Genomic DNA, 23917 nt, shown 5'->3' with positions numbered 1-23917 from the left:
TATCGTCAATGTTATTTCATAGACGGATTGCACATGCTCAGGTTCATTGGGCGAGATAAATATACTTTTGTATAATCGGTATGACCGAATGGCATAGCTTGCTGCCCGAAATTGAAGGTTAAACCTCTCCATAAACGTGCCATTGAATAAAGGATGTAATGAGTATCTGCTTTGGTGTGCTGTTACCTTCGAAAATCCAAGGCGCTTGTGAGAGAAAGAATGCCGTGAGTTTAATGATTTCCAAAAATGAGTGTGGTTTATCTGGCTCAGCTTATCCGGGTACGATACAATAGGATAAGGATAAAAGGTTGGAGCGACCAAAAGCTATGCGCGTTTTATTAGCAGATGATCACGGTATGGTTCGAGATACGATTTCAGCGTATCTCGAATCCGAAGGGCGCGCCGTAGTAGTTTCAGTTGCCGACTATGTCAGCGCCATGAAGGCGCTAGATGCCAAAGGGCCATTCGATCTCGTATTTCTGGATTTCGACATGCCCGGAATGAATGGTTTGAATGGCCTCTCGGATGCGGTAAAAAATCATCCGAACCAGGCTTTTGCTATACTCAGTGGCACTGCACCTAACCGAATTGCACAGGAAGCCGTGGAGCTGGGTGCGATTGGATACGTCCCCAAGTCAATGGGCGCTAAGTCTTTGATAAATGCTGTACGTTTTATGATCGCAGGAGAAACTTTCGTACCTGTATCCGCATTAGGAGGCGCTGATGGAAAACCTGAAACTGAATTTATGAAGAAATTTAGTCAGCGCGAACGACAAGTCCTAAGCGGGCTTTGCCTTGGTCAATCCAATAAAGAGATTGCTCGTGGGCTAGATTTACAGGAAGTGACAATCAAGCTGCATGTACGAACGCTGTGTAAAAAAATGAATGCTAAAAACCGAACCCAGGCGGTCGTGATCGCAAAAGACGCGGGTTTTGAATAGTGGACATGATATAAAAATAGCTACTTTAAGTGATCGAAGAACCGATTGGCCCAGGCTTCCTGATCCATGACAGCCATCTCTTTGATGGATGCTGATGAGAGACAAGTCGCAAAGGCCCTTCAATTTGGAGCTAGCCACCACTTATAGCAGACATTTACACAACCGCGGTAAATTCACACTAAACCTGCTGCTCTAGTATCGAATCCACTTCAGGTTTGCGCTTGCGGCGAATGTCTGCAATGCGGGCTGCAATCGCAGCATCTGGTGTCAATGTTAAATGGCAGCTTGGGGCCACAAGCGATCAGGGAATGGCACTCGGTCGCTAAACATTGTTCAGCACAAATCCTTACGCTGTGAAGCTGTCGGTCTGGGAGCCGTGTCAGCTTGCTGAGACAAGCTTGATAAGTCTAAATCAGCGAAATTCATCAAAATGCATGAAAATCTTAAGTCGTTGAATTATAGGGAAGACGAGTCTCATTAATTCGGTCTCATTATTTACGTACTCCGACACGCGCTGTCGGATCACTTAATTGCTGAGACTGCGGTTGCAACAAAAACAGTCACTTAGGGTTTTAAATTTCTGAGACTCTAGAATTCATGATTGTCTAGCTGAACCACCTACAAGCAGCCCTTCGTTTAACGAGCAGAGAATGGTCGCGAAGAACCCACAAAAGACCTTGGGGTTTCTCGCTGCGCGCGCTCGCAGCACGAACTTTTCTGCGGTTGCTGAAATCTGGCCATCGCAACGCAGCGAGAAAACCGGCCATTCGCCCAGAGCGCGGCGAGAATTGTAGCCTGGACTAACAAGTCGTGGGACGAACCTGCCGTTAACGCGGAGCCTGTAGACGTCCGGTTCCCTACTTCTCCAACTCCTGCACCGCCCGTGGAAATGCCAGTGCAAGACGATGTTCGTATCCGATCCGACCTCGGTAGATCGGCCCGCTGTCGGCCATGCCGTAACCCCGATAAACGGACAGGGCGGGTTCGTTCCCCGCATCAACCGCGAGGACGAGCCCGCTCGCCTCAGGCCAGCGCTGCTTTGCGGCTTCCACAGCCAGCTCGAAGGCGGTTCGACCGTACCCCCGCCCTTGGTGAGACGTCGTGATTTTGAGGCCGTGCAAGGAGATATCGTTCGGCGTCACCCACTCAGGGGATTTCGGCGGCCTCTTCAGGAGAACGAGACCGCAGGGGTCGTCTCCGTCGAAGAACGAAAGACCAAGCACGGTTTCTCCGGGCCCAGACCGCCATTCGTCAACCGAGCTCTCGAATGTGCCACCAAGCTCCTCCTGCGCCATAGTGATAGTCAGCGCCTCGACGGCTTGAAGCTCGGCTGGATCCAGGCCATCCAGCTTGCGGGCGGTCAGGGTCTGAGTTTCACCTTGCACTCTCAGCATATTGTTGGTTCTCCCGTTCTGTCTTTCGCTCGACGATGCTATCGGACCGAGCAGAGCAACACATCAATTGCACCGTACGTTACGCAATGGGTGGGTGCGCTCAAGTGTATCAACCAAAAGCACGGACGAAGTACGCGATGGAAAGAACTACTCCGAATGCTATGACGACACTTCGAAGATAGCGTGTGCTCACGCGCTTAGCCAAACGGCCACCGACATAGCCTCCAATAGTGCTACCCACCATCATGGCAATTGCTTGCGGCCATGCGATCAACCCACCAATTCCAAACACGAGGATACTGAGGATCGTGAAGCTCGTTGCCAGCAGGTTCTTGATGCTGTTGGCGATGTGAAAATTTGAAAAGCCCATGAGTTGCGCAATCGCAAGCAAGATGAATCCAAGGCCCGCACCGAAATACCCACCGTAGATCGAAGAAAGGAAGAGGCCTGCGTAGATAGCCTTGTTCCCACGGCTTTCGCCCATCTTATTGAGCAACCATGACCGCAACGCGTCTCCGAACGCAAAGAGGCAGGTCGCCACAAGGATGAGAAAAGGAAGGAGCACGACAAAAAAATCCGGATCGGACACCAGAAGTAGGATCGACCCAATGAATGCGCCAATACCTGACACGACAAGCAATGGTAGAAGGGTTTTCCCAAGCCCACGCAGCTCCTCCCTGTAGGCGGGAAGCGCAGCTGCGTTCGACGGCAGTAGGGCAAGGTAGTTTGTTGCGTTTGCTACAACAGGCGGCAGCCCCACAGCCATGAGTGCGGGGAATGTGAACAGCGTCGCGCCACCGGCGATGGCGTTCCAAACCCCGCCGAAAAGGCCAATGCCGATCAAAATCACTGCCTGTATTGTATCCATTGTGGTCCCTCCATTTGTTGGCCGGACCATATGGTTTCAGTTGATTTAGAAAAAACGAATAAATACGATCAAAGGCATGAATGAAAACGAACGCCTGCCCATCGATAGCGATCTGCTCCAGACCTTTGTGAGGATCGCGGAATGCGGTAACCTGACTGTTGCCGCAGGAAAACTCGGGCGAACACAATCAGCGATAAGTGTACAGCTTCGCAAGCTCGAAGAGGGTTTGGGCACGACGCTCTTTCTCAGAACCGCCAAAGGCATGGTGCTGACACCGGCTGGCGAGGCGCTGCTTTCGCGTGCTAAACTGATCGTTGCCGAGATACGGGAAACAGCTCAGCTTTTCCGGGAGCCGCTAACCGGCTCAATCCACGTGGGTCTACCCGACGATTTTGATGAAACCGTCCTCGAATGTATCCTCATGGGGTTCTCTCGAACCCATCCGGGGGTTCAGGTATTGGCCCGGTCGGGCTGTACATCTGGATATGCGGCAGCGATCCGAACCGGGGAACTGGACGTTGCCGTTTGCTCCGGCCTGGATGATCCGGGCGGCGAACCTCTCGATACTGAAGAGATTGTCTGGGCCGCTCGCGAGGGTTTGATTTGGTCCGAGGCCGAAACCGTACCTTTGGCTGTGCTTGACCGCCCTTGTTACTGGCGCGATCTACCAAAGCAACTGCTGGACGCACAAGGGCGCAAGCACAGGATTGCTTTCCAAAGCGGCAGCTTCACAAGTCTTCAGGCAGCACTTCGCGCCGGTGTCGCTATCGGATTGTTGCCAAAATCCTGCGTCTGTGATGGCTTGCAGATACTGGCTGAGTCTGACGGATTGCCCAGTCTGCCCACCTCGCACCGCTCTATTATGATCTCCGCGAATGCATCGGAACAAATTGCGACAGCGATGGTGGAGGCAATCCGAAAAGCGAACCAGCGGTAGCGGTACTTGAGAAAGCCGACATTTGAGCCGATTGCAGCATTCGGTAAAGATGGGCTCGCAGCCGCCGAATGCCCATGCAGCAAGACCTCAGCTTTGGACCGCCTGAGGCTGGCCGTTCCTGAAAACAGCCAAGCCTTTGATATTACGATGTGTGGGTCAATCCTGAGACATTCGCGTTTCAGCAGCCGCCTTTCGTGATGGAAGCGGCGAAATCAACAGCAGAGCCCAATTTGACCGGTGCTGCGCTGAGCACGAATTCAGTTATCGCGAAACAAGGACTGATAGCTTGACGGCGACGTGTGAAGGTTTCGATGAAAGGCCCGTCGCAACTTTTCACTGTCACGAAAACCGCACTCAATGGCAATCGTTTTCATGCTGCGATCTGTTTCCAATAGAAGGTTCTTGGCTGCATCCACGCGCATTCTTTCAAGCGATTTTGCTGGTGACACACCGATGCTTGCCAAATACCTGCGGGAGAAACTGCGTGAACTCATCGCGCATCGCACCGCCATATCCTCGACGCTGATGGGGCGCGATAGATTTTCCCTGAGCCAATCGTGGAGGGCAGAAAATTCACCATCCAGATCTTGCGTCTGCCGCGCGAGATCGGAACTGTACTGTGATTGACCTGCCGACCTGATCATAGGCGTTACAAGCGATCGGGCAAGTTGAAGGGCGGGTGCACGCCCCAAATCCTCCTGAACTATGGCAAGAGCCATGTCGATCCCTGCAGTGATTCCTGCGGATGTCCAGAAAGGCCCATCATTGATGAAGATTGGATCGACTTCGACGCAGACCTCTGGAAAACGACTAGCGAGGAGATCACAGTCTTCCCAATGTGTAACCGCACGCCTTCCATCGAGCAGCTTTGTCGCCGCTAAAACAAAAGCGCCGCAACATATGGAGCATGCTCGCCTGGCTCTTTTTGCAAGCTGATTAACCTTCTTGACCAGAAGGGCGCTTTCAGCTGCAACCTCAGCGCCGTTGCCACCGACGATTACCAAGGTGTCTAGTTCAGGTCCATCCGGCTCGATCAGGAATTCTGACAAAGGCGCACTGTCGATCTGCACTATGGTGTTCGTTTCGACGGGGCCGCCGTCCAGCGAAACCACATGGGTCACGTAGGCGGGTAGATCTGTTCCATTGTGTCGAGCACGGGTGAACACTTGCAAGGGGCCAACAAGGTCAAGCAAAACAATGCCTGGATAAACAACAAAGACCACGGTTCGTTGTTTAGGTGCGGCGGTTTGTGAATTGGCATAAAAGGGGGGCATATTGTCATTTATGCCACAATACGGACTAGCTATCCAGTTCACATAACAGTGCACAGGAGATGCTTAATGAGAACGTTAGCGGCACTCGTCTTTCCGGGGTTTCAAACCCTCGATTTCTTTGGCCCAATCGAAATGCTTGGTGACGGCACTTACGACATCGAGATAGTGACAGTTGCGCAAGCGGCCGGCCCCATTCCGAGTCGTCATGGCCAGAACATTATCGCCGAAACCAGCTTGAGTGACCGCACAGACTACGATCTGATGCTCATTCCCGGCGGTGATACTGCTCTTGAGGAAGGCAAGAACCCAGAAATACTTCAATGGATTAGAGATGTCAGCGAAAAGGCTGAACGTGTCATGGCTGTATGTACCGGCACGGTTTTGCTCGGGATGACCGGTCTACTGGACGGAAGACGTGCGACAACGAATAAGCTGGACTTCAACGGAACCGTGCACCTCGCGCCAAGCGTTGATTGGGTAAAAGAGGCGAGGTGGGTGGAAGACGGAAAGTTCTTCACGTCATCAGGTGTTTCCGCGGGAATGGATATGGCGCTTGCGGTGCTGGCCGATTTGTATGGGGTCGAGAAAGCGGAAGAGACAGCAATCGGATCAGAATACACTTGGCGCAGGAATTCAAACGATGATCCATTTGCAAAACTCGCGGGGTTGGTCTGATGAGTGAACAAACTCAATCCACCGGACGTAGTCATGGATCGCGTATCTTTGTCACGGACGTTCCAGGTGTGCCTTTATCGCCGTCGCCAATCTCCAACGCAGTCGTTGTTGGAAATACTTGTCATATCTCGGGTCAACTGGCTGTATATGATGACGGCTATCTATCAGGCAGCGCAGGTGAAGAGGCTGGACGTGCTTTTGATCTGGTTTTTAAGATTGCTGAGGCCGCCGGTTTTGGCTCGGAAGATATCGTCTATGTTGATATCGCATTTGCTGACATTCAACGCGATCTTGCGGCAGTAAATGAAGTCTGTCGAGCGCGGTTCTCGCAGTTCCCGGCAAGGACAGTCTACGAGGCTGCAAAGCTACCCTATGGAGCAAAAGTCAAGATACAGGCTATCGCCATGAAAGAGGGTATTTGATGGCAGAGCCGCTGCCGGGCATACTTTGAGACAATACGATTCGGAGAACGAGATGGACCTCAATCCCAAAAATCTACCTGTTGCAGAAGACTGGTTCCAAATTGACCCCGCAGATGAATTTGGCATTCGACGCATAAGAGAGCCTTACGCGAAGGGAGGCAGTATCTGGTTTGTCGAAGGCGAAGATAAGTGCTTATTGGTTGATACTAGCATAGGTGTAGCGCCCATCAGAGCGTTTCTCGAAACGGTTTCAGATAAACCGATAGTCGCTTTTGCTTCAGTTGGCTATTATGATCATGCTGGCGGCTTGCATCAGTTTGATGATCGGCTAATTCACAAATACGATGCCCACCGGGTTCGGTCTCCCAACCGGCAAAGCTCGGTTGTGGAATTCTACTTTGGTAACGCATTGAAGGCTTTGCCGCATGAGGGTTTCGAACCTGACGACTACGAATTGACCGCATGCGAGCCGACACGGGTCCTGAGCGATGGCGACACCATTGACCTCGGAGACCGTATCTTCGAGGTCTTACATCTTCCAGGCATCACCGAGGGAACATGTGGTCTATTTGAGCGAAAGACAGCCGTTTTGTTTACCGGCGAAGCATTGGTTTGGAATGGTGATGAAATTTACGATGGCGAACCACCTGAGCGAAGCGATGACGCAGATAACAAAGCGTTTTGCGCTTCAATCAAACGCTTGCGCGACCTTCCTGCCGTAATAGTTTATCCGGGGCATGGTCAGCGACAATATCCACAAATAATGAGGCAAGTGATTGCATCTTACTTTGCCTAGCGTCGTGGCAATGTCATTCGTGAGATACGGCACGAACCTCGGCTCTGGATTTGCGGACGATCGCACGTTGAGCGGGACGGCACAAAATCAATGGTTGGCTCGATCTATTGATGGCTGGTTCCATGCCGCCTGCACCAAGGGCCTTGCTGTACGGAAATCGGGCGGCTGTGAGCCCAAAGCGGCAAATACTGCGCTGATCATGAATGACAACTTTACCAAAAGCAAGTGAAGCAGTTAACTGGCATCACTATGATATTTCACCAAAATAAACGGGGGTGCACGAGTGGCAGAAAATTTGGAGGGTAAAAATCAGCAGCCGGTTGACCGAGTTTTGCTTGGTCTCGTTTTGATGGCCGCCGCGATGTTCGTCATTCCGTTGAGGGATGGCATCGCGAAGCACATGACAGATGCTCTGCCAGTCTTCACCATCGCGTGGGGCACTTATGTCGCCGCAGCCATGGTTGCCGTTCCAATCGCGATGAGACTTCACGGACGTGAAGCACTGTTACCAGCCGGATTAAGGTCGCAGACAGCGCGAACTTTGTTGCTGGTCGGATCGATGACCGTGTTCTTCTTCTCCATTCGAACGGTTCCACTTGCGAACGCAATATCAGCATACTTTGTTGCGCCATTCGTTGCCACCGCTCTGGCACCGTTTGTTTTGTCAGAACGTCTTACATTTCCGATAATTTGCGCTGTAGTTGGCGGCTTTATTGGCGTCATCATTGTCCTGCGCCCTGATGGAAATTTCGACGCCAATATCCTCTGGGCTGTCTTGGCTGGCATCCTGTTTGCGTTCTATATGCTCGCCACCCGGCTTGCCGCGCGGCAGGCACCACCGATGGCAGCGCTAGCCTATCAGGCGCTCCTTGGTGCAATCGTCCTAACGCCATTTACTCTATGGTCAGGGTTGGGAGAGGTTTCTTCTTTTATAGGTTTGTTTGCAGCAGTGGGAGTGCTGCAAAGCCTATCTCACGGTTTGTCTATCGCAGCCTTCCGGTTCGCACCTGCAGGAATACTTGCGCCACTTGTCTACTTGGAGATTGTCGCGGCAGTCATTGTTGGATTTATGGTGTTCGGTGACTGGCCCGAAGCACATATTTGGCTTGGCATCGCAATTATTCTGTGCGCGGGGGCTCTGGTGGCTATAAAACGATCATAGATGACCCCTGTGTTCGAAGTTGCCATTGGTGCCGCCGCAGCGAAAGAGTGATTTGTCCTGCGCCTCGATTGTCAAATCCAACCGCCGCGAAATGGTGGATTGAAATCTGCTTGTCTGTACGGCGTTGAATGTCCGGTCTCGCGAAAACCGCTGCGTTGCCGAAAAATGCTGCCACTCATAGCAGGCGCGAATGTTTTCTGCGTCAGCAATAGCTGCGTGGGCAAAAGGCGGGTTCGTCCCGCATGTCGATTTTTGATGACGGTTGCAGCGAACGGTCGCTTCTCGTCAATGTGATGCGAAAAGGACCCTTTTTGCGGCACTTTTCCTGACGTCGCTAAGTCATTGATTCCAATTGTGCTGGACCGCCGCAAAAACCTCGTGCAAAAAGAATCTATGAAAATCGGCTATGCAAGGGTGTCTACAGAGGAACAGAACCTCGATCTACAGATCGAGGCGCTAACCGAAGTCGGGTGCGACCGTATCATCACCGATCAAGCGAAGAGCGGTGCAACGGAAGCCGAAAGCCGGGCCGGATTTTCTAAAGCAATGGGGCTGCTTGGCGATGGCGATCTTCTTGTGGTCTGGAAACTGGACAGGGTAGGGCGGTCAATCGCTGACCTCATTCATCTTCTGAAGCTGTTCGGGGATCGCGGGATCGAATTTCGCAGCCTGACAGACGGGATCGACACGACGACGCCAGGCGGGCGACTGGTGTTTCACATTATGGGAGCTTTGGCAGAGTTTGAGCGCGACTTGATCCAGGAAAGAACGAAGGCGGGCCTACGTGCTGCGAAGAAACGCGGCAAGCGTCTCGGGCGTCCGTCAGCCCTAACGGCGGCGCAAATCCAGCACGCGAAGACTGCAATCGAGGCCAAGAGCGAGACTGTTTCCGGAATGGCGGAGATCCTTGGTGTGAACCGCAGCACCTTACAACGGGCATTAAAACGAGACATTGGTGCATCGGTTTAGGTGCGCCAGAGTTTGATGCAATAAACACATTTGGAATAGCACATTGGTAAAAACTGAATCTGAGGCAATGCTCGAAATTCTGGACTGGTCCCAGGATAGACCGGTTTGGCAAAGGGACGCACTGCGCCGATTGATTTCCAGCACGGAGCCGTTGTCAGATCGGGACATCCTTGAACTGACAGAGTTGTGCAAGAACTCTACGCTGCCAACTGACCCATTGGCATCGGAGCATATCACCGCTCAGAAGTCGGGTGCGCCTACAGTTGCCTTGAAAGCTCTCCGCAATGTTCAAAATGTCAACGCGCTCGCAGAAAACCAGTCGCTCACCTTTATTCCAAAGGGTGTAACCATAATCTATGGGGACAATGGTGCTGGAAAATCCGGTTACGTCCGCATCCTGAAAAGTGCATGCCGAGCTAGATGGAAACGCGGGCGCGAAGACGAGATTTTGGCCAATATCTATGGTACGCCGACTGGACCGCAGCGCGCAGAAGTCGAATTTCACGCTGGAGCGCAGGTTCAGAAATCAGAATGGACCAGTGACTCTGCGTCTGCCGCGCTGCTTTCCGAGATCAGTGTATTCGACACACGGACGGCAAACGTACACGTCGAGGAAACAAACGATCTGGCTTATACGCCATTCCCAATGAGGTTGCTGGAGCGTCTTGTGTTGTCATGCAAGGGCGTAAAGGAAAACCTTGACCGCGAAGTCGCGGATTTGAAGCGGCAAACTCCACAAAGCATTTCAGCGCCCAAGTGTTCCCAGCAAACTCAGGTGGGTCAAGCCATTGCGTCTCTCAGTAAGGATACAGATGTAGAAACGATTTCTGACCTTGCCAACCTTTCTGACGCAGAGGTTGCCCGGCTGGCCGAACTCAATGCAGACTTCGCTCAGGACCCTCAAGTCGCAGCTAGGAGGCTGCGGGCGCAAAGAAGTAGATTGCAGTCGCTCCATGAGGATTTGCAGAACGTCCTCAATTCGGTTTCTTCGGCAAACATCGAAAAGCTAAGAAGCCTTGCCGCGGACCTTAAGAATAAGAGCGAAGCGGCTGCCGTTGCCTCAGAAGGGCTCTCCAAAGACGAAACTCTAAAGGGTGTTGGCTCCGAAACCTGGCTCGCGCTCTGGGACGCAGCCAGGGCCTATTCGGTGCAAGAAGCTTATCCCGGTATCGCCTTCCCTGTGGCGGACGCTGGATCACATTGTGTTCTTTGCCAGCAGGAACTGGATGGGGATGCCAGCACTCGGTTGAAACGGTTTGAGGACTTCGTTCAGGACAAGACACAAAAGGAAGAAAAAGACGCTCGGCAGGCATTGGATGCCATACGAGACCAGATAGCCGAGGCTACAATTCCAGTGACGAAGGTTTTGGGCGCAAAGCGATTTCTTGGTGATGAGCTTGGAAAGCCCGAGCTTGCTGATGAGTTGCGCCGGGTAGCTCTGCTATTGATGTGGCGAAGACGGCTCGCTCTTCGATCCAACGGTGATACCGTTCCTGAACTGGCCAGCTTCGATCCGACTCCTCTGAACGCGGTCATGGATGCTCTCGAAAGCCGCGCGCAAGCTATGTTGGCCGATGACGAAAGCGAAGACCGCAAGGCTTTGAAAGCGGAACTTAGCGAATTGCAAGATCGTCAATGGTTGGCTGGAATCGTTGATGATGTCACTGCTGAAATAGATCGCCTGAAACAAGTCGATGAATTGGAAACAGCACTCAAGGACACAAGACCCGGCTCAATTACTCAGAAAAACACGTCTTTGTCCGAGGCTTTGATAACTGATCGCTTGCGTGGCCGATTTCTCAGGGAGATTGATCATCTGAATTTGGCGGGTCTCGAAATTGAACTAGCGCAAGCCCGATCACAGCACGGCGTTTCTAGATTCCGTGTAAGCTTAATTGAAAGCAGTTCCAGCAATGCTGGTGATATTCTAAGCGAAGGGGAATATCGTTGCGTCGCTCTTGCTGGCTTCATGGCCGAACTCGCAACCAACGACAGCGGCTCAGGTATTATTTTCGATGATCCGGTTTCATCGCTGGACCACCTTCACAGAAAAGCCATCGCACAAAGGTTGGCTGAAGAAGGGCGGAGCAGGCAGGTGATAGTATTTACCCATGACCTGCCGTTTTTATTCATGCTCAGGGGCGCATGTACTCATGTGGATGATCCTGCGATGAGGACCGACGTCGCCTTAAGGCATATCCAGAAGAAGAATAGGACACCCGGTCATTGCCGCAACGAGGCACCTGACAAAGCTCAAGATGCGCAGGCTCGTCTTAAGACCATGCGCAAGCACCTAGCGAATTGCCGTGTTCAGTACGAAAATGATCCGGACAGCACAGAGTGGTCGGTCACTGCAACAGGGCTGGTCGGAAACCTGAGGCAAACGTGGGAAACCGCCATAGAAGATGCTGTTTCTCCGGTGTTGAGAACTTTTTCTTCTAAAGTGGACACCAAAGGCTTTGCGAAGCTTTCTGCGATAACGGAAGCCGATGCAACGACGATGCGCCAGCATTACGGGGTTTGCTCTGAGCTTCTGCACAAAGCATCAGATGCCTTGAACCCAATAGTACCGACACCGGATGACATAGATCGGGAGTTTGATGCTTTGCAGAATTGGCTCAACGCGCTTGCCCAACGTCAAAAGAGCATCAAGGTCGGATGAGCTGGTGAAAATCGCCGAAACACTAAGCCGTTGATTTCAAGAGGAGACGAGTCTCATTAATTCGGTCTCATTATTTACGTACTCCGACACGCGCTGTGAGAGTGGTTAATTATTAAGACTCGGGATTTAATAAAATCAATGGCTTTGACTTTCAAATATTAGGACTCGGAGTAGGGCGAATAATTCCAGGGTTTGAGGATTTTTCCATTAAATTAAAGATTAGTTGGCGAAGGCGATAGCACTCATTAGGCCTGATGGCAGAGAATGGCTGGTGCTCAGTATCGGCGTTCAGGAATCAAGGCTTCCACGCGCTATTTATACTTGGCCCTTACCAAATTACTGGCCATAATGAAGAGGAGCTATCTAATTGTATTACTCCGGACATGGTCCAATCCGCTAAATGATAACGCGCAAGGCTAAATCAATCGGTCAAACCTAACCCCAAATCGATATATCTTCCTTGCGTAACACCGTCTTAGTCGCGTCACGCGCTTCCATGGCATGGGCATGCCGGGTGAGATTAGAGAACTTACTCATGTCTATTCCAATCATGTTTCCCCAACGAAAGAGAACCATCAAGTAGGGATCAACTATTGAGAACGACTCTGCTACCCACAATCCATCCCTAAGTTTTTGATCAAATAGTATGTATTGCTCGTGTGCTTTTATCAAACTATTATCAACGATTTCAGCATGTCGCTCTTTGATTTTTGAGTATTTATCTGGTCTATAATACCCGGAAATGGCCGTCGCTTGAGTTACGGCGAGCCAATTCATCCATTCTATCATTCGGCTCATTCTAAATGGATCGTTTGGCATCAAATTGGAATTTGGATGCTTAGCCGCTAGATAAAATAAGATTGCTGGTACTTCTGTTATGAGGCTATCACCATCCATCAACACAGGGATTTGCCCCTTAGGGTTTATCTTTAGAAAGGCTTCGGTTCGAGTGCTTCCGTCACGGTTCGATACAAATTCGATCTCATAGGGTTCGCCAATCTCTTCCAGAACAAGGTGCGGTGCAAGCGAACAAGTTCCTGGGGAGTATAAAAGTTTCATTGATGCATACCTATTTCTGCTCAAAGAGTAATGAGATACCAAGCATCATTAAAAATGACCCACCAATTACCTTGGGCCAGCGTGATACCCTGCCTGAGTTTTCTAAAACCGATAACACTTTCGATGACAACATGACGCATACCGCATCTGGTATCGAGAATATGATGTTTACTGCGACGCCCAAGATTAAAAATTGACTCCACATGGGTAAAACCGCCGAGGCGTCTGTGAATTGAGGCAAGAACGCTATGAAGAAGATCGCGGTTTTAGGATTCAATATTTCAACTGTAGCGCTTTCCCAAAACGCAATGACGCCGCTTTTTTGCACGGCAAAATCCCCTGTTTTTGTTAAGGATTCATCTGAACTGATGATCTTATAGCCTATGTAACATAGGTACGCTGCACCCAGTGTTTTCAGTGCAATGTAGAGCACTGGAACCGTCTCGAAGAGCAAGGCCAAACCAAGTGCTGCAGCCAACACATGCACATATCCTCCGGCATGAATCCCTAGCGCTGCCATCCAGCCAGCACGCTTTCCTTGAGCCACGGTGCGTGACGTAGTGTACATCATCGCAGGCCCTGGTATCCAAGCAAAAGTCATTGTTGCCAGCATGAATGTCAGCAATAGATCATAGTTAGGCACGCTTAATCCAATCATTTGGCTGGTTATTGCTCTTGACAGGTAATCTCAAGTCACCCTCTGAGAAGATCGTTTATCTCGACTTTGCCACGGGTTCTAGCGTCGACCACCTTAATTACTACAGCGCAATATCGCGATAATTCGAGATCATGCTGGTCTGATTTGATTGGAATCGTGCCAGGTACAACGACTGAGTAGGGCGGGATGTAACCTGTCCACTGCTCATCGGTGTCCCGTTTAATGATTGGGGTAGATTCATCGATTAACACACCCATAGACACGACTGCGCCTTCCCCGACCCAAACGCCAGATTTGATTTCGGACCGTGCGCCTATAAAACAATGATCTTCAATGATGGTCGGCTCTGCTCCGAGGCTTCCACCAATCCCAACACCACCAGATAGGTGGACGTTAGATCCGATCTGTGAACATGCGCCAACAGACGCCCAGGTATCGACTGTGGTGCGTTCTCCAATATGAACTCCAACGTCCAAGAATGATGGCATAATCACGCAACCTGGAGAAATAAAGGCTGATTTCCGAATGTGGCAATTCGGAACAATGCGAAAATCAGCCCGCTCAAATTGTTCAAGCGACCAATCAGCGAACTTCGATGTTGTTTTATCCCACCACGATCCATGTTGAGGGCCACCTGATATTGAGGTGAAATCGGCCATGTCATCAGACAACTGCAAAGCTTGGATAACCCAGTCATTTGTTTGCCAGGCGTCTTGTCTATTAGACGTAGTATCTACCCTCTCAGCGGCTCGGATACGGCCATCATCTAGCATTGTGATCACCTCGCCGATGGCTTCAACCGCATCAGCGGTTTTCCAATTATCGCCCTTCTGGAACCGATCCCAAGCTATTCCAATGACGTGAGAGAATTCTATTCGATCTAGCATACGTTATTACTCCCGAATGCATCAGATGACAGCACGTAATGTGCTAGTCAATAAATGGCGTGGTTGGTTTAAAATCGTGGCAACGTAGTCATCGTAAGTTTCTGGGCGCCGGATCTCAAAGACCTCACCACTTCGATTTAACAAAAGCTCAGCAGGCCTTAGACGACCATTGTAATTGAAGCCCATCGAATGACCGTGCGCACCCGTGTCGTGGATAAGTGCAATGTCGCCGCTACTAGGAATGGGTAAGTTACGGTCTATTCCGAACTTATCATTGTTCTCGCAAAGAGACCCAACTACATCCACCAATTCCGTACGTTCCATATCCATGAAGGGAAAGCTAATATGATGATAGGCATTTGGGTAAATGCCTGGGCGCATCAACGATGACATTGACGCATCCAAGCCAATAATCGTCTTTCCCTTCTTATAGGTGTCAACAACTGAGGACACGAGAACACCATGCGGCCCAGTGACGAAGCGACCACATTCCAAAATGATTTTGGGTGTAGAGCAAGGAAACGCCGCTTTCATTACTTGACAAACAGAGGCGCCAAACATCATCAGATCTAGCGACGAGTCCGTCGGGCGGAATGGTGTACCAAGGCCACCACCAAAGTTAATGTAATCGAACTCGACACCAACTTTGTCAGAGATGGCTTTCGTGATCGATATCAACTCTCTAGCGACCGAAACGGCAAATTCTGTATCAGTTTCATTCGTATATGTCATGCGATGTATGCCGAATTTTTTAACACCACGGTCCTTGGCTTTTTGATACGCATCAAAGACATGCTTAAAGGGTATGCCGAACTTTGAATTAATCGCTCCCCCCATGGCTGCATCTGTTTTTTGCGAGCTGTCAGGGGATAGGCGAAATGCAACGCGCTCTGGGAGCTGTGTGCAATTCTCGAATGTTTTAAGGTCATCAAACGTGATGTCGGCACCAATTTCGAGCGCTCCCTGTAACTCCACATGAGATGTGTTATTCGATGTGAAAAGGATATCAGAACCAACCGCACCCACGTCTTTGCAGAGTTGAAACTCAGGGATAGACGAACAATCGAACCCCGAACCTTGCTTGTGCAACAAAGACAAGATGTGCTTATTTGGAAGCGCTTTTACAGCGAAATACAATCGAAAATCACAACTGCTGAAGCTATCAGCTAATTGTTTGTGAGAGGATATTATCCCTTCTTCGTCATATATGTGGAATGGAGTTGGGTAACTCTCAATCAAGCGAGGAAGCACCAAGGCAAGATTGGACTCGAAACTTTCAGATATTGGCATTTGTTAAGCGACCTGAGCAATACAGACGGTACGGTCCCGCAAACCACTTTGTGGACGAAAATATGGAAAATAGTATTTTTCGCGTAGTATAAATCCATGCTCAACAAGCTGAGAAGCCACCATATCAGCCCCAACAAAGAAGAAATCAGGCACAGTTTCATGTTTGGCAAAGCTCGTTTCTCGTGTCCGAGGGGGATCATTTGAAATCACTACCCAGGCACCTGATTTTAGATGTAAACTCTTCAACTTATTGAAGAAGTTTTCAAGCTTGCCATCTTCTGTGAAGAGATGGCCGATAAAACCGTCAGCGTAAATCACGTCGTAGGACGAAAACGAACCTGATTCCAATTCGTAAAAGTCGCCACAATATGCGTTTAGACCTTTGTCGCGGGCAAGCTGTACGGCCCGTTCGTTAATATCAATGACTTTTAGCTGCCTACCGTCTGTTTGCAAGTCAGACTCAACGAACGCATTTCCGCTACCAAGAGAGACAATATTACTGCCGATAGGAGCGATCGACTTTAATTTAAGCCCCATATGTTGACGATAGTCTTCGCTATATGTGGAGGGTGTAATGGAGTCATTTACTGCACCACCTCGCTCCCAAACATCATAAATGGTTTCTTTTTCGTCTAATGCGCTGTCTTCGTAGTAGTTTTTCATTTGGGCACCAAATCAATTACGGTTTCTGAATGCGGCAACTACTTGATAGTTCAAATAACAACCCAGAAGGTTATTGATAAGAATCAGTCAACCAGAACCAATTATTCGCATAGATAGCATTTATTTATATTCGATCAATCTAGAATGGAATTATAGGGGTATAATTTAGATCACAATACTGTTTATGATCGCATTCACTTCAGCCAGCCCAGACAAACACGGAGTGAAGCATCTCTCCCCACTGGCGGCACGCATATCGAGGATGAGACAATATGGATGGCTTTGGAAACCGAGACGGTAAGATCTGGTTGGATGGGGATCTCGTGAACTGGCAGGATGCCAAAGTGCACATCCTGTCTCACGCAATGCATTACGCATCGAGTGTATTTGAAGGGGAGCGCGCATATTGTGGCGTGGTTTTCAAAAGTCGAGAACATGCCATTCGATTGATCAAATCTTGCTCTCTACTGGAGATGGATTTGTCGTTTTCCCTTGATGACATCGAACAAGCAAAGCAAGATGTGATCCAAGGGAACTCGCTTGAGGATTGCTATCTGCGCACTATCGTTTGGCGCGGTGTTGGAAAAAACATGGGCGTATCTGCTCCGCAAAACCCTATTCACATGGCTATCTGCGCTTGGAGGATGGGAGAGTATTTCCCAAGCAAAAAAAATGGTGCGAGTTTGGACATATCAAAATGGCGACGGCCCGATCCACTATCATTTCCACCGCAAGCCAAAGCGTCGGCGCTTTATGCTACTGCAACGTTAGCGAAACACGCAGCAGAACGGCAAGAGTTCTCAGGTGCGCTAATGATGGATTATCGGGGTTATATTGCCGAAGCCACTGGTGCGAATATCTTTTTTGCCAAAGATGGAGAGGTGCATACCCCCATAGCAAAGACGTTCTTAAACGGAATAACACGACAGACTGTGATCGCATTGCTATCACAGCAAGGGATTCACGTCATAGAGCGAGATATTCGACCCGAAGAGTTACCGACTTTCGATGAATGTTGGTTAACTGGTACTGCAGCTGAGATCACACCTGTAATTCAAATCGGTCACGATTACTTTTACGAACCTAAGACAATGACCAATACAGTCACAGACTTATATTCCGATGCTGTACAGGGGCCAAAGGTTGAGCGGAACGCTATGTATTCATAGGGCTAAGTTTACATCTCGACGCCCATAGCTGGGCACCGTTTTTCATGGGTGCTCTTATCCGTTCAAAATAGTGCTGTGAGGATCTGCGTTGTTGCGAAATTCATGATATTTGCACCATTTCTAGAAATCCCAAAAAATAAGCATCTTTAGGTGTTGCATAAATCAGGTGCGTATTGAAAGCTATTCATATACGTTGCCACCATGTTTATTGGTTACGCCCGAGTGTCCAGTCACGGACAGTCTCTAGATCGCCAAATCGGTGCGCTAAACGCAGCCCACGCTGACAGAATTTTCCGAGAGAAGGTTTCTGGAAAATTTGTGACGGGACGGCCTCAACTCGAACGTGCGATAGACGCACTTGGGGCAGGGGACGTGTTTATGATCGCAGAGTGGGATAGAGTCACACGATCTATGCTCGACGGTATCAACATTATTCAGCGGATCGCCGAACGTGGTGCCTACGTTAAGGTCCTGGATAAGCCTTGGCTCGATCTGACCACGCCAATGGGGAAAGGTATCCTAGCGTTTCTTTCTGCGCTTGCAGAAGACGAACGAGAACGCATCACGAGACGCGCAAACGAAGGCCGTGCCATCGCTGCCCAACAAGGTGTCAGATTTGGGCGCAAACCCAAACTGACCGAACATCAGCAGAAACTCGCACGCGAGCGTATGGCCAACGGCGAAACGTGCAGAGCCATCGCGTTAGACCTCGGTGTTGCACATACGACGATTTCGAGATTGCGTTGACGAGCTACTCACATCGAGCGCCACAACACTTTGTTTTCAACAGATTGGGCGTATTTTGTTGAAAAACTCACCCTTGATCGAAGCGTAAGTCGCTGATTCAATTACTTCTGCAGGGAGGGATTTGCGATGATGGGACCGAGGCAGGAGGCGCAAGCGGCGCTGTTCTACGAGTTCTCGCTTGAGGATCATGTCCCGCAAGATCACCTGTTGCGTTCGATTGACCGTTTCGTTGATCTGGCCAGCGTGCGGGCTCATCTGGCGGATTTCTACAGCCACACGGGCCGTCCTTCCGTTGATCCTGAGCTGCTGATCCGGATGCTTCTGGTGGGCTATTGCTTTGGCATCCGGTCCGAGCGGCGGCTTTGTGAAGAGGTGCATCTGAACCTGGCATATCGATGGTTCTGCCGCCTCGATCTGAATGAGCGTATCCCGGATCATTCGACGTTTTCCAAGAACCGGCATGGACGCTTCCGCGAGAGCGAACTGCTGCGCCACCTGTTCGAGACGACTGTTGCGCGGTGCATCGAAGAAGGTCTCGTCAGCGGCCAGCGCATGGCAATCGATGCCAGCTTGATCGAAGCCGATGCAAACAAACAAAACTCAACGCCAAAAGAAGAATGGGATGCATCAACCATCGATCCTGAAGATGCGCCTCGCGCGGTCCGCGAGTATCTCAACACTCTGGATGAGGCGGCTTTCGGAGCTGCGAGCGAGGTGCAACCCAAGTTCACCTCGCATTCTGACCCTGCGAGCCAATGGACGGCAGCGCGTAAAGGGCCTGCTTTCTTCAGCTATTCTGACAACTACCTGATCGACACCGACCATGGCGTCATCGTTGATGTCGAGGCCACACGGTCCATCCGACAAGCTGAGGTCGGATCGACGGAGACCATGCTGACACGGGTGAAAGACAAGTTCGACCTCGTCCCCGACTGGATGATCGCCGATACCGCCTACGGCTCCGGCCCGATGCTCGGCTGGCTCGTGGATCGCAAGATCGATCCTTACATCCCGGTAATCGACAAGGCCGGACGCCCCGACGGCACCTGGACACGCACAGACTTCGAATGGGACGCTGAGAATGATCAATATATTTGCCCAGAGGGTCACGCGCTTAATCAGTTCCGCAGGAACTACTCAGACCCGAACCGGGGGCCGACGGGCAAGGGCACAGCCCGCTATCGCGCCTTGAAAGAAGTCTGCCAGGTATGTCCATCCAAGCCCAAGTGTTGCCCGAATGCCGATGCACGGAAGATCACCCGCGAAGAGCACGAAGATGCGCGTCAAGTCGCTAGGGATCTGGCCAAAACCGAAGAATACCAGATTGCGATGAAGCTCAGAAAGAAAGTTGAGATGCTCTTTGCCCACCTCAAGCGCATCCTAGGCCTTGGACGGCTCCGATTACGTGGGCCGTGCGGCGCAAATGACGAATTCCTCCTCGCCGCCACCGCCCAAAACCTCCGCAAATTGGCGAAGATCTTTCCCGCACCGCAGCAAACGCGCAAAGCCTGATAGAAAAGGCGCTCGCGCTCCGTTCAGAACCACACTTTCTGCACTCGCAACGCGTTGTTTTTCCACAGAATCGGCGGGAAGCGGAAGTTCGCTGCATTCGCGAAACAAGACCCACCAAACTGTAAAAGCGGTCGTTCACAAGCGAGAGGACAAGATTGCTAATGCTGCAGCTAATACCGAGGTCTGCAATGCGCAGATAGCGACCTTTGCAAAAGTCGCTATAACACGCATCGCCTAACCTTTTAGGCGATGCGCAAGCCTTCACATTCGAGTACAAGCTTTAAGGCAACTTACTAGGTAATCGACTGATAAACCCGAGCTTAAAAATTCCATTGATATAGCGCGGAAAAGGACTGAGCATTACTATCGGATCCAAAGTTTGCAAGGGCCTGGACCCGCAAGTCATGACCTTCGCCCCAAGACTGGGTATAGCCAAGGCCTAGTTCTCCGAGTGTTTCGGCCTCCGGCGATGCAGCAACAAGCGTTGCGGACGACCCAAAGACAGAGACACCAAGCGAAGAGGGGCCAGTCACGTCGCGGTAGATGGCTGCGAGAGAAGCAGTTAACGAACCATGACTGACCGGTTTGTCGAGGCTTACACCAACACGGGTTTGCGTGAAATCAAAGTCCTGCGAAGCGACTGTTGCATTCGCAAGGGACCCCGTTTCGGTGTACCCATCTACGCTTTGGTGACCGTACTGGAACATAGCTCCGGGCGTGAGGGTCATACCGTTCGCCAATCCAAAATCCCGCGTTGCGCCCACTTGCGCCGTCAGCAAATTGCTTGAATAGCTTGCATCTGCATCGGGGCTTCCACCTATTGCGCGGCTGGTGTCGTGATCCAGATAACCTGCACCGATACCGAAGCTAAGATCAGCAAAACCGAAATCCTTTGCGACGATGCCGCTGATGTATATGCCGCGAGAGTCTAGCCCGTTTTCGCCAACACTACTGTTTCCAATAATGTAGTTGGCACCAAATCCATAGCGCAGGCCAGCTCCAACATCTTTTGCCAAACCGGCGCTGAAGCTCCCCAAGGTGGAGTCAACGCTATCTTGAGTGGTGCTTGCGTCCTGCTCAGCACGGCCAACAGTAACGCGCCAATAGGGAGTAAAACCATCCCAGATGTTTGCGCGGTCACTATCATAGTTGATCGTGTTCTGACTTACGGTACCGTCGTCCGAGTTGCCAAGTTCCGATCCTAAAGTACTGTTCAAGCCAAGAATTTGGAAGGTTTCAGCCGTGTTGATCTGAAAATCAGACCCTGACACCGCAGCATATACAGGGGCAGACCCTCCTTCACCTTGAGCAAACCAAGCGCCATTGGGAACGGAGACCTTGGTGGTAAATGTCCCTGCAGCCGTATTGGCATCTTCAAACCGGTAGACCGCGCTGCTGCCTACGTGATTGAGGTCAACATCGTGATCCGCCACCCGGATTTTTTGATCAATCGAGGCGCTGCTGTCAATGTTCAGGGTACCAGAGCCACCGCCAAGGAAAATACCATAGTTGGTTCCCGACCCGCTGACCGAAATATCACCCGATACATTCAACGTTCCGTTGTGAGTGTTCGCGAAAATCCCATATGCGCGTGCAGACATTCCTTCGGCTCGTACTGAAATTGAGCCGCTATGCGTGACAGTGCCATCAAGGGTTCTGGCCCGAATGCCGTAAGCTGAGTTCGTGGTTGGTGAGCCGGCTGTAGAACGAGCTAATACGTTGATGGTGCCTGAGTTGAAAAGCTGTGCACCGGTTTGCAGCTGGTTTGTGGAGATACCGGCAGCACTGATTGTTGACCCATCGGAGGTCGCAGATACACCAATCGTGCCGGAATTGTTTAATGTGGCTCCGCCTGAGATGCGACTGACATTCAAACCGTTAGCAAAGGCAGCGGTTCCCCCATTTGCGGTGGCCGATACATTGATTGTGCCGGAGTTGTTTAGACTGCCCCCATTTTCTATAAAGGTCATTCTCACACCGGTTGCATTGGCCGAACTATTACCGGAATTCTCAGCGGTAACGTTAATTGCACCTGAGTTAGTTAAGGATCCACTACCAGAAAAGGCGCGAACACCAACCGCATTTGCATAAGACGCATTGTTCCCTTGAGCCGAGACATTGATTGTACCACTGTTAGTGAGGGATCCCTCGCTATTTATGAACCGCACATCAATGCCTTCGGCATAGGCCGAAGAACCTCCGTCACTTATGGCTGTGGTCGTGATCGTACCGGAGTTTACAAGCTGGCCATCGATAGAAAATGCGCTCAGCCCAGTGGCGGTAGCGTAAGAAGTCGCCCTCGCCACTGCGGATATATTGCCACTGTTTATCAACGCACCCGTAGTCTCAACATTCCGCACACCTAATCCAGTTGCCGAAACCGTGCTGCCTGTTGCTGTTGCACGAAGGGAGCCTGAATTGAGCAACACTCCTGCGACATCACCTGCACTCAACGCAACTGAGCCTGCAGAAGTAGTGCCATTTGCAGCCGCGGTAATGCTACCGCTATTTATCACGCTGGCATCGGTCGCGATGTTTGAGGTGCGAAGACCAGTTGCTGAGGCATCACCACTAGTAGCATTCGCCCTCGCGCTGATCGTTCCACTGTTGCGGATCAGCCCCTGCACATTCTGGACCCTAAGGCCTGATGCATCAGCGCCTGTAGAGCCAAGAGCATTCACGATTAGAGAGCCAGAATTGACCACGCGACCAGTCGGATCAACATTTTGAGTACTAATACCGAATGCTTGGGGGGCCGAACTTCCGCTGATGGTGTTCACTGTAATTTGCCCACTGTTAATCAGCGTGCCATCAACGGTCGACGTTTGAATGCCGTGGCCTGTTGCATGGCTTGTTCCACGGGTTTGGACATCCAGCGTGCCGGAGTTGACGACTGTTCCTTCCAGAAGGCCAATGTTGAATCCGTGAACTGAACCAGACGCGCTTGACGCATTTGCGATCACGGTCACAGTTCCTGAATTCACCAGTCGGCCATTGGCCCCGATATTGCCGGTATCCACCCCGGTTGCATCAGCGCCTGACCCCTGTGCCACCACATTAATGGTTCCACTATTGGAAATTTGTCCATCCAGGCCATTGGTTGCAATGCCGATAGCAGTGTTATTCGATGCTGCAGATGCCTGCACATTAATCGTACCGCTATTCGACACTTCGCCAGTAATGCCCGTAGCGGTAATACCAATGGCGGTCCCAAATGTAAGCGCTGAGTTTGCAATATGAATCGTGCCGGTGTTCTGTACAGACCCGGCGACGTTGCCCTGAACGTCGATGCCTCTGAGATCAGCGCTATCGCCATTCGCAGCACCCATGAAGATCGTGCCGGAATTCAACACGGAGCCAGAAACATCTCCGTTCAGGTCGATGGCGGAACGTGTTCTCAGGTTGCCTTCGGGAGAGCTCAATTGCCCCGCATTGGTCAGCGCGCTGGTGTAATCAGCGACGTTGATCTCAACAATTCCAGTACTTGTGAGCGGATTTACGATCACCGACCCTGCTGCTGTGATTGTATGATCAATATCTGCAGATGTTATAAAAGGTGTCGTCTGCGCAGTGTTAATTGTATCCGCACCAGCCACGCCTACGGTGATCGCGATTGCAGAAACCGACCCCAGAAAAACAGATGGGGCAATACTGGCTGCCTTGCCCTTCCATTTTGTCATTCGCCCATTGCAATTAACCGTGCGGCATCGCTGCTCGTTCAAGCCCATATCATATGTCCCCAAGTGAAAATTTCCTAAACCCGTCTGTGCGGGCCTTCGCTGCTAGGAGGGGATAAGGGCAAAAAATGGGCGGTTAAACGCCGAAAGAGGTC

At 50.9% G+C, this 23917-nt stretch carries 21 protein-coding genes; 12 read left to right on the top strand and 9 right to left on the bottom strand.

From position 1 onward, the window contains the following. Nucleotides 1-326 precede the first annotated feature (326 nt). Complete coding sequence (locus D9A02_RS12330) at nt 327-941, top strand: response regulator transcription factor (protein WP_120501247.1); 615 nt, start codon at nt 327-329, stop codon at nt 939-941. Between the two features lie 857 nt (nt 942-1798). Here D9A02_RS12330 and D9A02_RS12320 read toward each other — a convergent pair. Then, nucleotides 1799-2335 (bottom strand): N-acetyltransferase, encoded by a 537-nt coding sequence (locus D9A02_RS12320; RefSeq protein ID WP_120501246.1) that lies wholly within the window; start codon nt 2333-2335, stop codon nt 1799-1801. Nucleotides 2336-2444: 109 nt separating this feature from the next. Further along, complete coding sequence (locus D9A02_RS12315) at nt 2445-3203, bottom strand: sulfite exporter TauE/SafE family protein (RefSeq protein WP_162933056.1); 759 nt, start codon at nt 3201-3203, stop codon at nt 2445-2447. 76 nt (nt 3204-3279) lie between these two features. Between D9A02_RS12315 and D9A02_RS12310 the strand changes: the two genes are divergently transcribed. Continuing rightward, on the top strand, nt 3280-4140 hold the full coding sequence (locus D9A02_RS12310) for a LysR family transcriptional regulator (protein WP_120501244.1): 861 nt from the start codon (nt 3280-3282) through the stop codon (nt 4138-4140). A gap of 257 nt (nt 4141-4397) precedes the next feature. On the opposite strand, the gene D9A02_RS12305 is transcribed toward D9A02_RS12310, so the two are convergent. Next, a complete protein-coding gene (locus tag D9A02_RS12305) occupies nt 4398-5414 on the bottom strand; it encodes a GlxA family transcriptional regulator (protein ID WP_254054622.1) in 1017 nt (338 codons plus the stop codon). Nucleotides 5415-5480: 66 nt separating this feature from the next. On the opposite strand from D9A02_RS12305, the gene D9A02_RS12300 reads away from it, so the two are divergent. From D9A02_RS12300 to D9A02_RS12265, 7 genes are all read left to right on the top strand, one after another. Next, nucleotides 5481-6089, top strand: coding sequence for a DJ-1/PfpI family protein (locus D9A02_RS12300; RefSeq protein ID WP_120501243.1), 609 nt, complete (start codon nt 5481-5483; stop codon nt 6087-6089). After that, a complete protein-coding gene (locus D9A02_RS12295; protein ID WP_120501242.1) occupies nt 6089-6511 on the top strand; it encodes a RidA family protein in 423 nt (140 codons plus the stop codon). The genes D9A02_RS12300 and D9A02_RS12295 overlap by 1 nt, the downstream gene beginning before the upstream one ends. 52 nt (nt 6512-6563) lie before the next feature. Continuing rightward, nucleotides 6564-7307 (top strand): MBL fold metallo-hydrolase, encoded by a 744-nt coding sequence (locus D9A02_RS12290; protein ID WP_120501241.1) that lies wholly within the window; start codon nt 6564-6566, stop codon nt 7305-7307. Nucleotides 7308-7317: 10 nt separating this feature from the next. Next, entirely contained in the window at nt 7318-7536 is a 219-nt protein-coding gene (locus tag D9A02_RS12285) for a hypothetical protein (RefSeq protein ID WP_120501240.1), read from the top strand. Nucleotides 7537-7590: 54 nt separating this feature from the next. Further along, on the top strand, nt 7591-8469 hold the full coding sequence (locus D9A02_RS12280) for a DMT family transporter (protein ID WP_120501239.1): 879 nt from the start codon (nt 7591-7593) through the stop codon (nt 8467-8469). A 354-nt stretch (nt 8470-8823) separates the two neighbouring features. Further along, nucleotides 8824-9438 carry a recombinase family protein gene (locus D9A02_RS12270; RefSeq protein WP_254054621.1) on the top strand — a complete coding sequence of 205 codons (615 nt, stop codon included), beginning with the start codon at nt 8824-8826 and terminating at the stop codon, nt 9436-9438. A 43-nt stretch (nt 9439-9481) separates the two neighbouring features. Then, entirely contained in the window at nt 9482-12100 is a 2619-nt protein-coding gene (locus D9A02_RS12265; protein ID WP_162933055.1) for an AAA family ATPase, read from the top strand. Nucleotides 12101-12535: 435 nt separating this feature from the next. Here D9A02_RS12265 and D9A02_RS12260 read toward each other — a convergent pair whose 3' ends face one another. From D9A02_RS12260 to D9A02_RS12240, 5 genes are read right to left on the bottom strand one after another with little or no spacing between them, the layout of a single operon-like run. Next, entirely contained in the window at nt 12536-13159 is a 624-nt protein-coding gene (locus tag D9A02_RS12260; protein ID WP_120501236.1) for a glutathione S-transferase family protein, read from the bottom strand. A 10-nt stretch (nt 13160-13169) separates the two neighbouring features. Beyond that, nucleotides 13170-13802, bottom strand: a complete 633-nt coding sequence (locus D9A02_RS12255) for a LysE family translocator (RefSeq protein WP_120502516.1) — start codon at nt 13800-13802, stop codon at nt 13170-13172. Between the two features lie 50 nt (nt 13803-13852). Next, a complete protein-coding gene (locus D9A02_RS12250) occupies nt 13853-14704 on the bottom strand; it encodes a 2,3,4,5-tetrahydropyridine-2,6-dicarboxylate N-succinyltransferase (RefSeq protein WP_120501235.1) in 852 nt (283 codons plus the stop codon). Nucleotides 14705-14725: 21 nt separating this feature from the next. After that, nucleotides 14726-15994 carry a diaminopimelate decarboxylase gene (locus D9A02_RS12245; RefSeq protein WP_120501234.1) on the bottom strand — a complete coding sequence of 423 codons (1269 nt, stop codon included), beginning with the start codon at nt 15992-15994 and terminating at the stop codon, nt 14726-14728. A gap of 3 nt (nt 15995-15997) precedes the next feature. Continuing rightward, nucleotides 15998-16657, bottom strand: coding sequence for a class I SAM-dependent methyltransferase (locus D9A02_RS12240; protein WP_120501233.1), 660 nt, complete (start codon nt 16655-16657; stop codon nt 15998-16000). 272 nt (nt 16658-16929) lie between these two features. Between D9A02_RS12240 and D9A02_RS12235 the strand changes: the two genes are divergently transcribed. From D9A02_RS12235 to D9A02_RS12225, 3 genes are all read left to right on the top strand, one after another. Then, on the top strand, nt 16930-17826 hold the full coding sequence (locus tag D9A02_RS12235; RefSeq protein WP_120501232.1) for a branched-chain amino acid aminotransferase: 897 nt from the start codon (nt 16930-16932) through the stop codon (nt 17824-17826). Nucleotides 17827-18027: 201 nt separating this feature from the next. Next, nucleotides 18028-18573 carry a recombinase family protein gene (locus D9A02_RS12230; RefSeq protein ID WP_120501231.1) on the top strand — a complete coding sequence of 182 codons (546 nt, stop codon included), beginning with the start codon at nt 18028-18030 and terminating at the stop codon, nt 18571-18573. Between the two features lie 126 nt (nt 18574-18699). Beyond that, complete coding sequence (locus tag D9A02_RS12225; RefSeq protein WP_120501230.1) at nt 18700-20085, top strand: IS1182 family transposase; 1386 nt, start codon at nt 18700-18702, stop codon at nt 20083-20085. Between the two features lie 320 nt (nt 20086-20405). Here the strand turns inward: D9A02_RS12225 and D9A02_RS12220 are convergent, their stop codons facing one another. Further along, on the bottom strand, nt 20406-23765 hold the full coding sequence (locus D9A02_RS12220; protein WP_162933054.1) for an autotransporter domain-containing protein: 3360 nt from the start codon (nt 23763-23765) through the stop codon (nt 20406-20408). Nucleotides 23766-23917: the final 152 nt, after the last annotated feature.

This window comes from Roseovarius sp. EL26, from assembly GCF_900327775.1.
In the GTDB taxonomy this organism is placed as follows: Bacteria; Pseudomonadota; Alphaproteobacteria; order Rhodobacterales; family Rhodobacteraceae; genus Roseovarius.
This window is presented reverse-complemented; position numbering and strand designations above follow the sequence as displayed.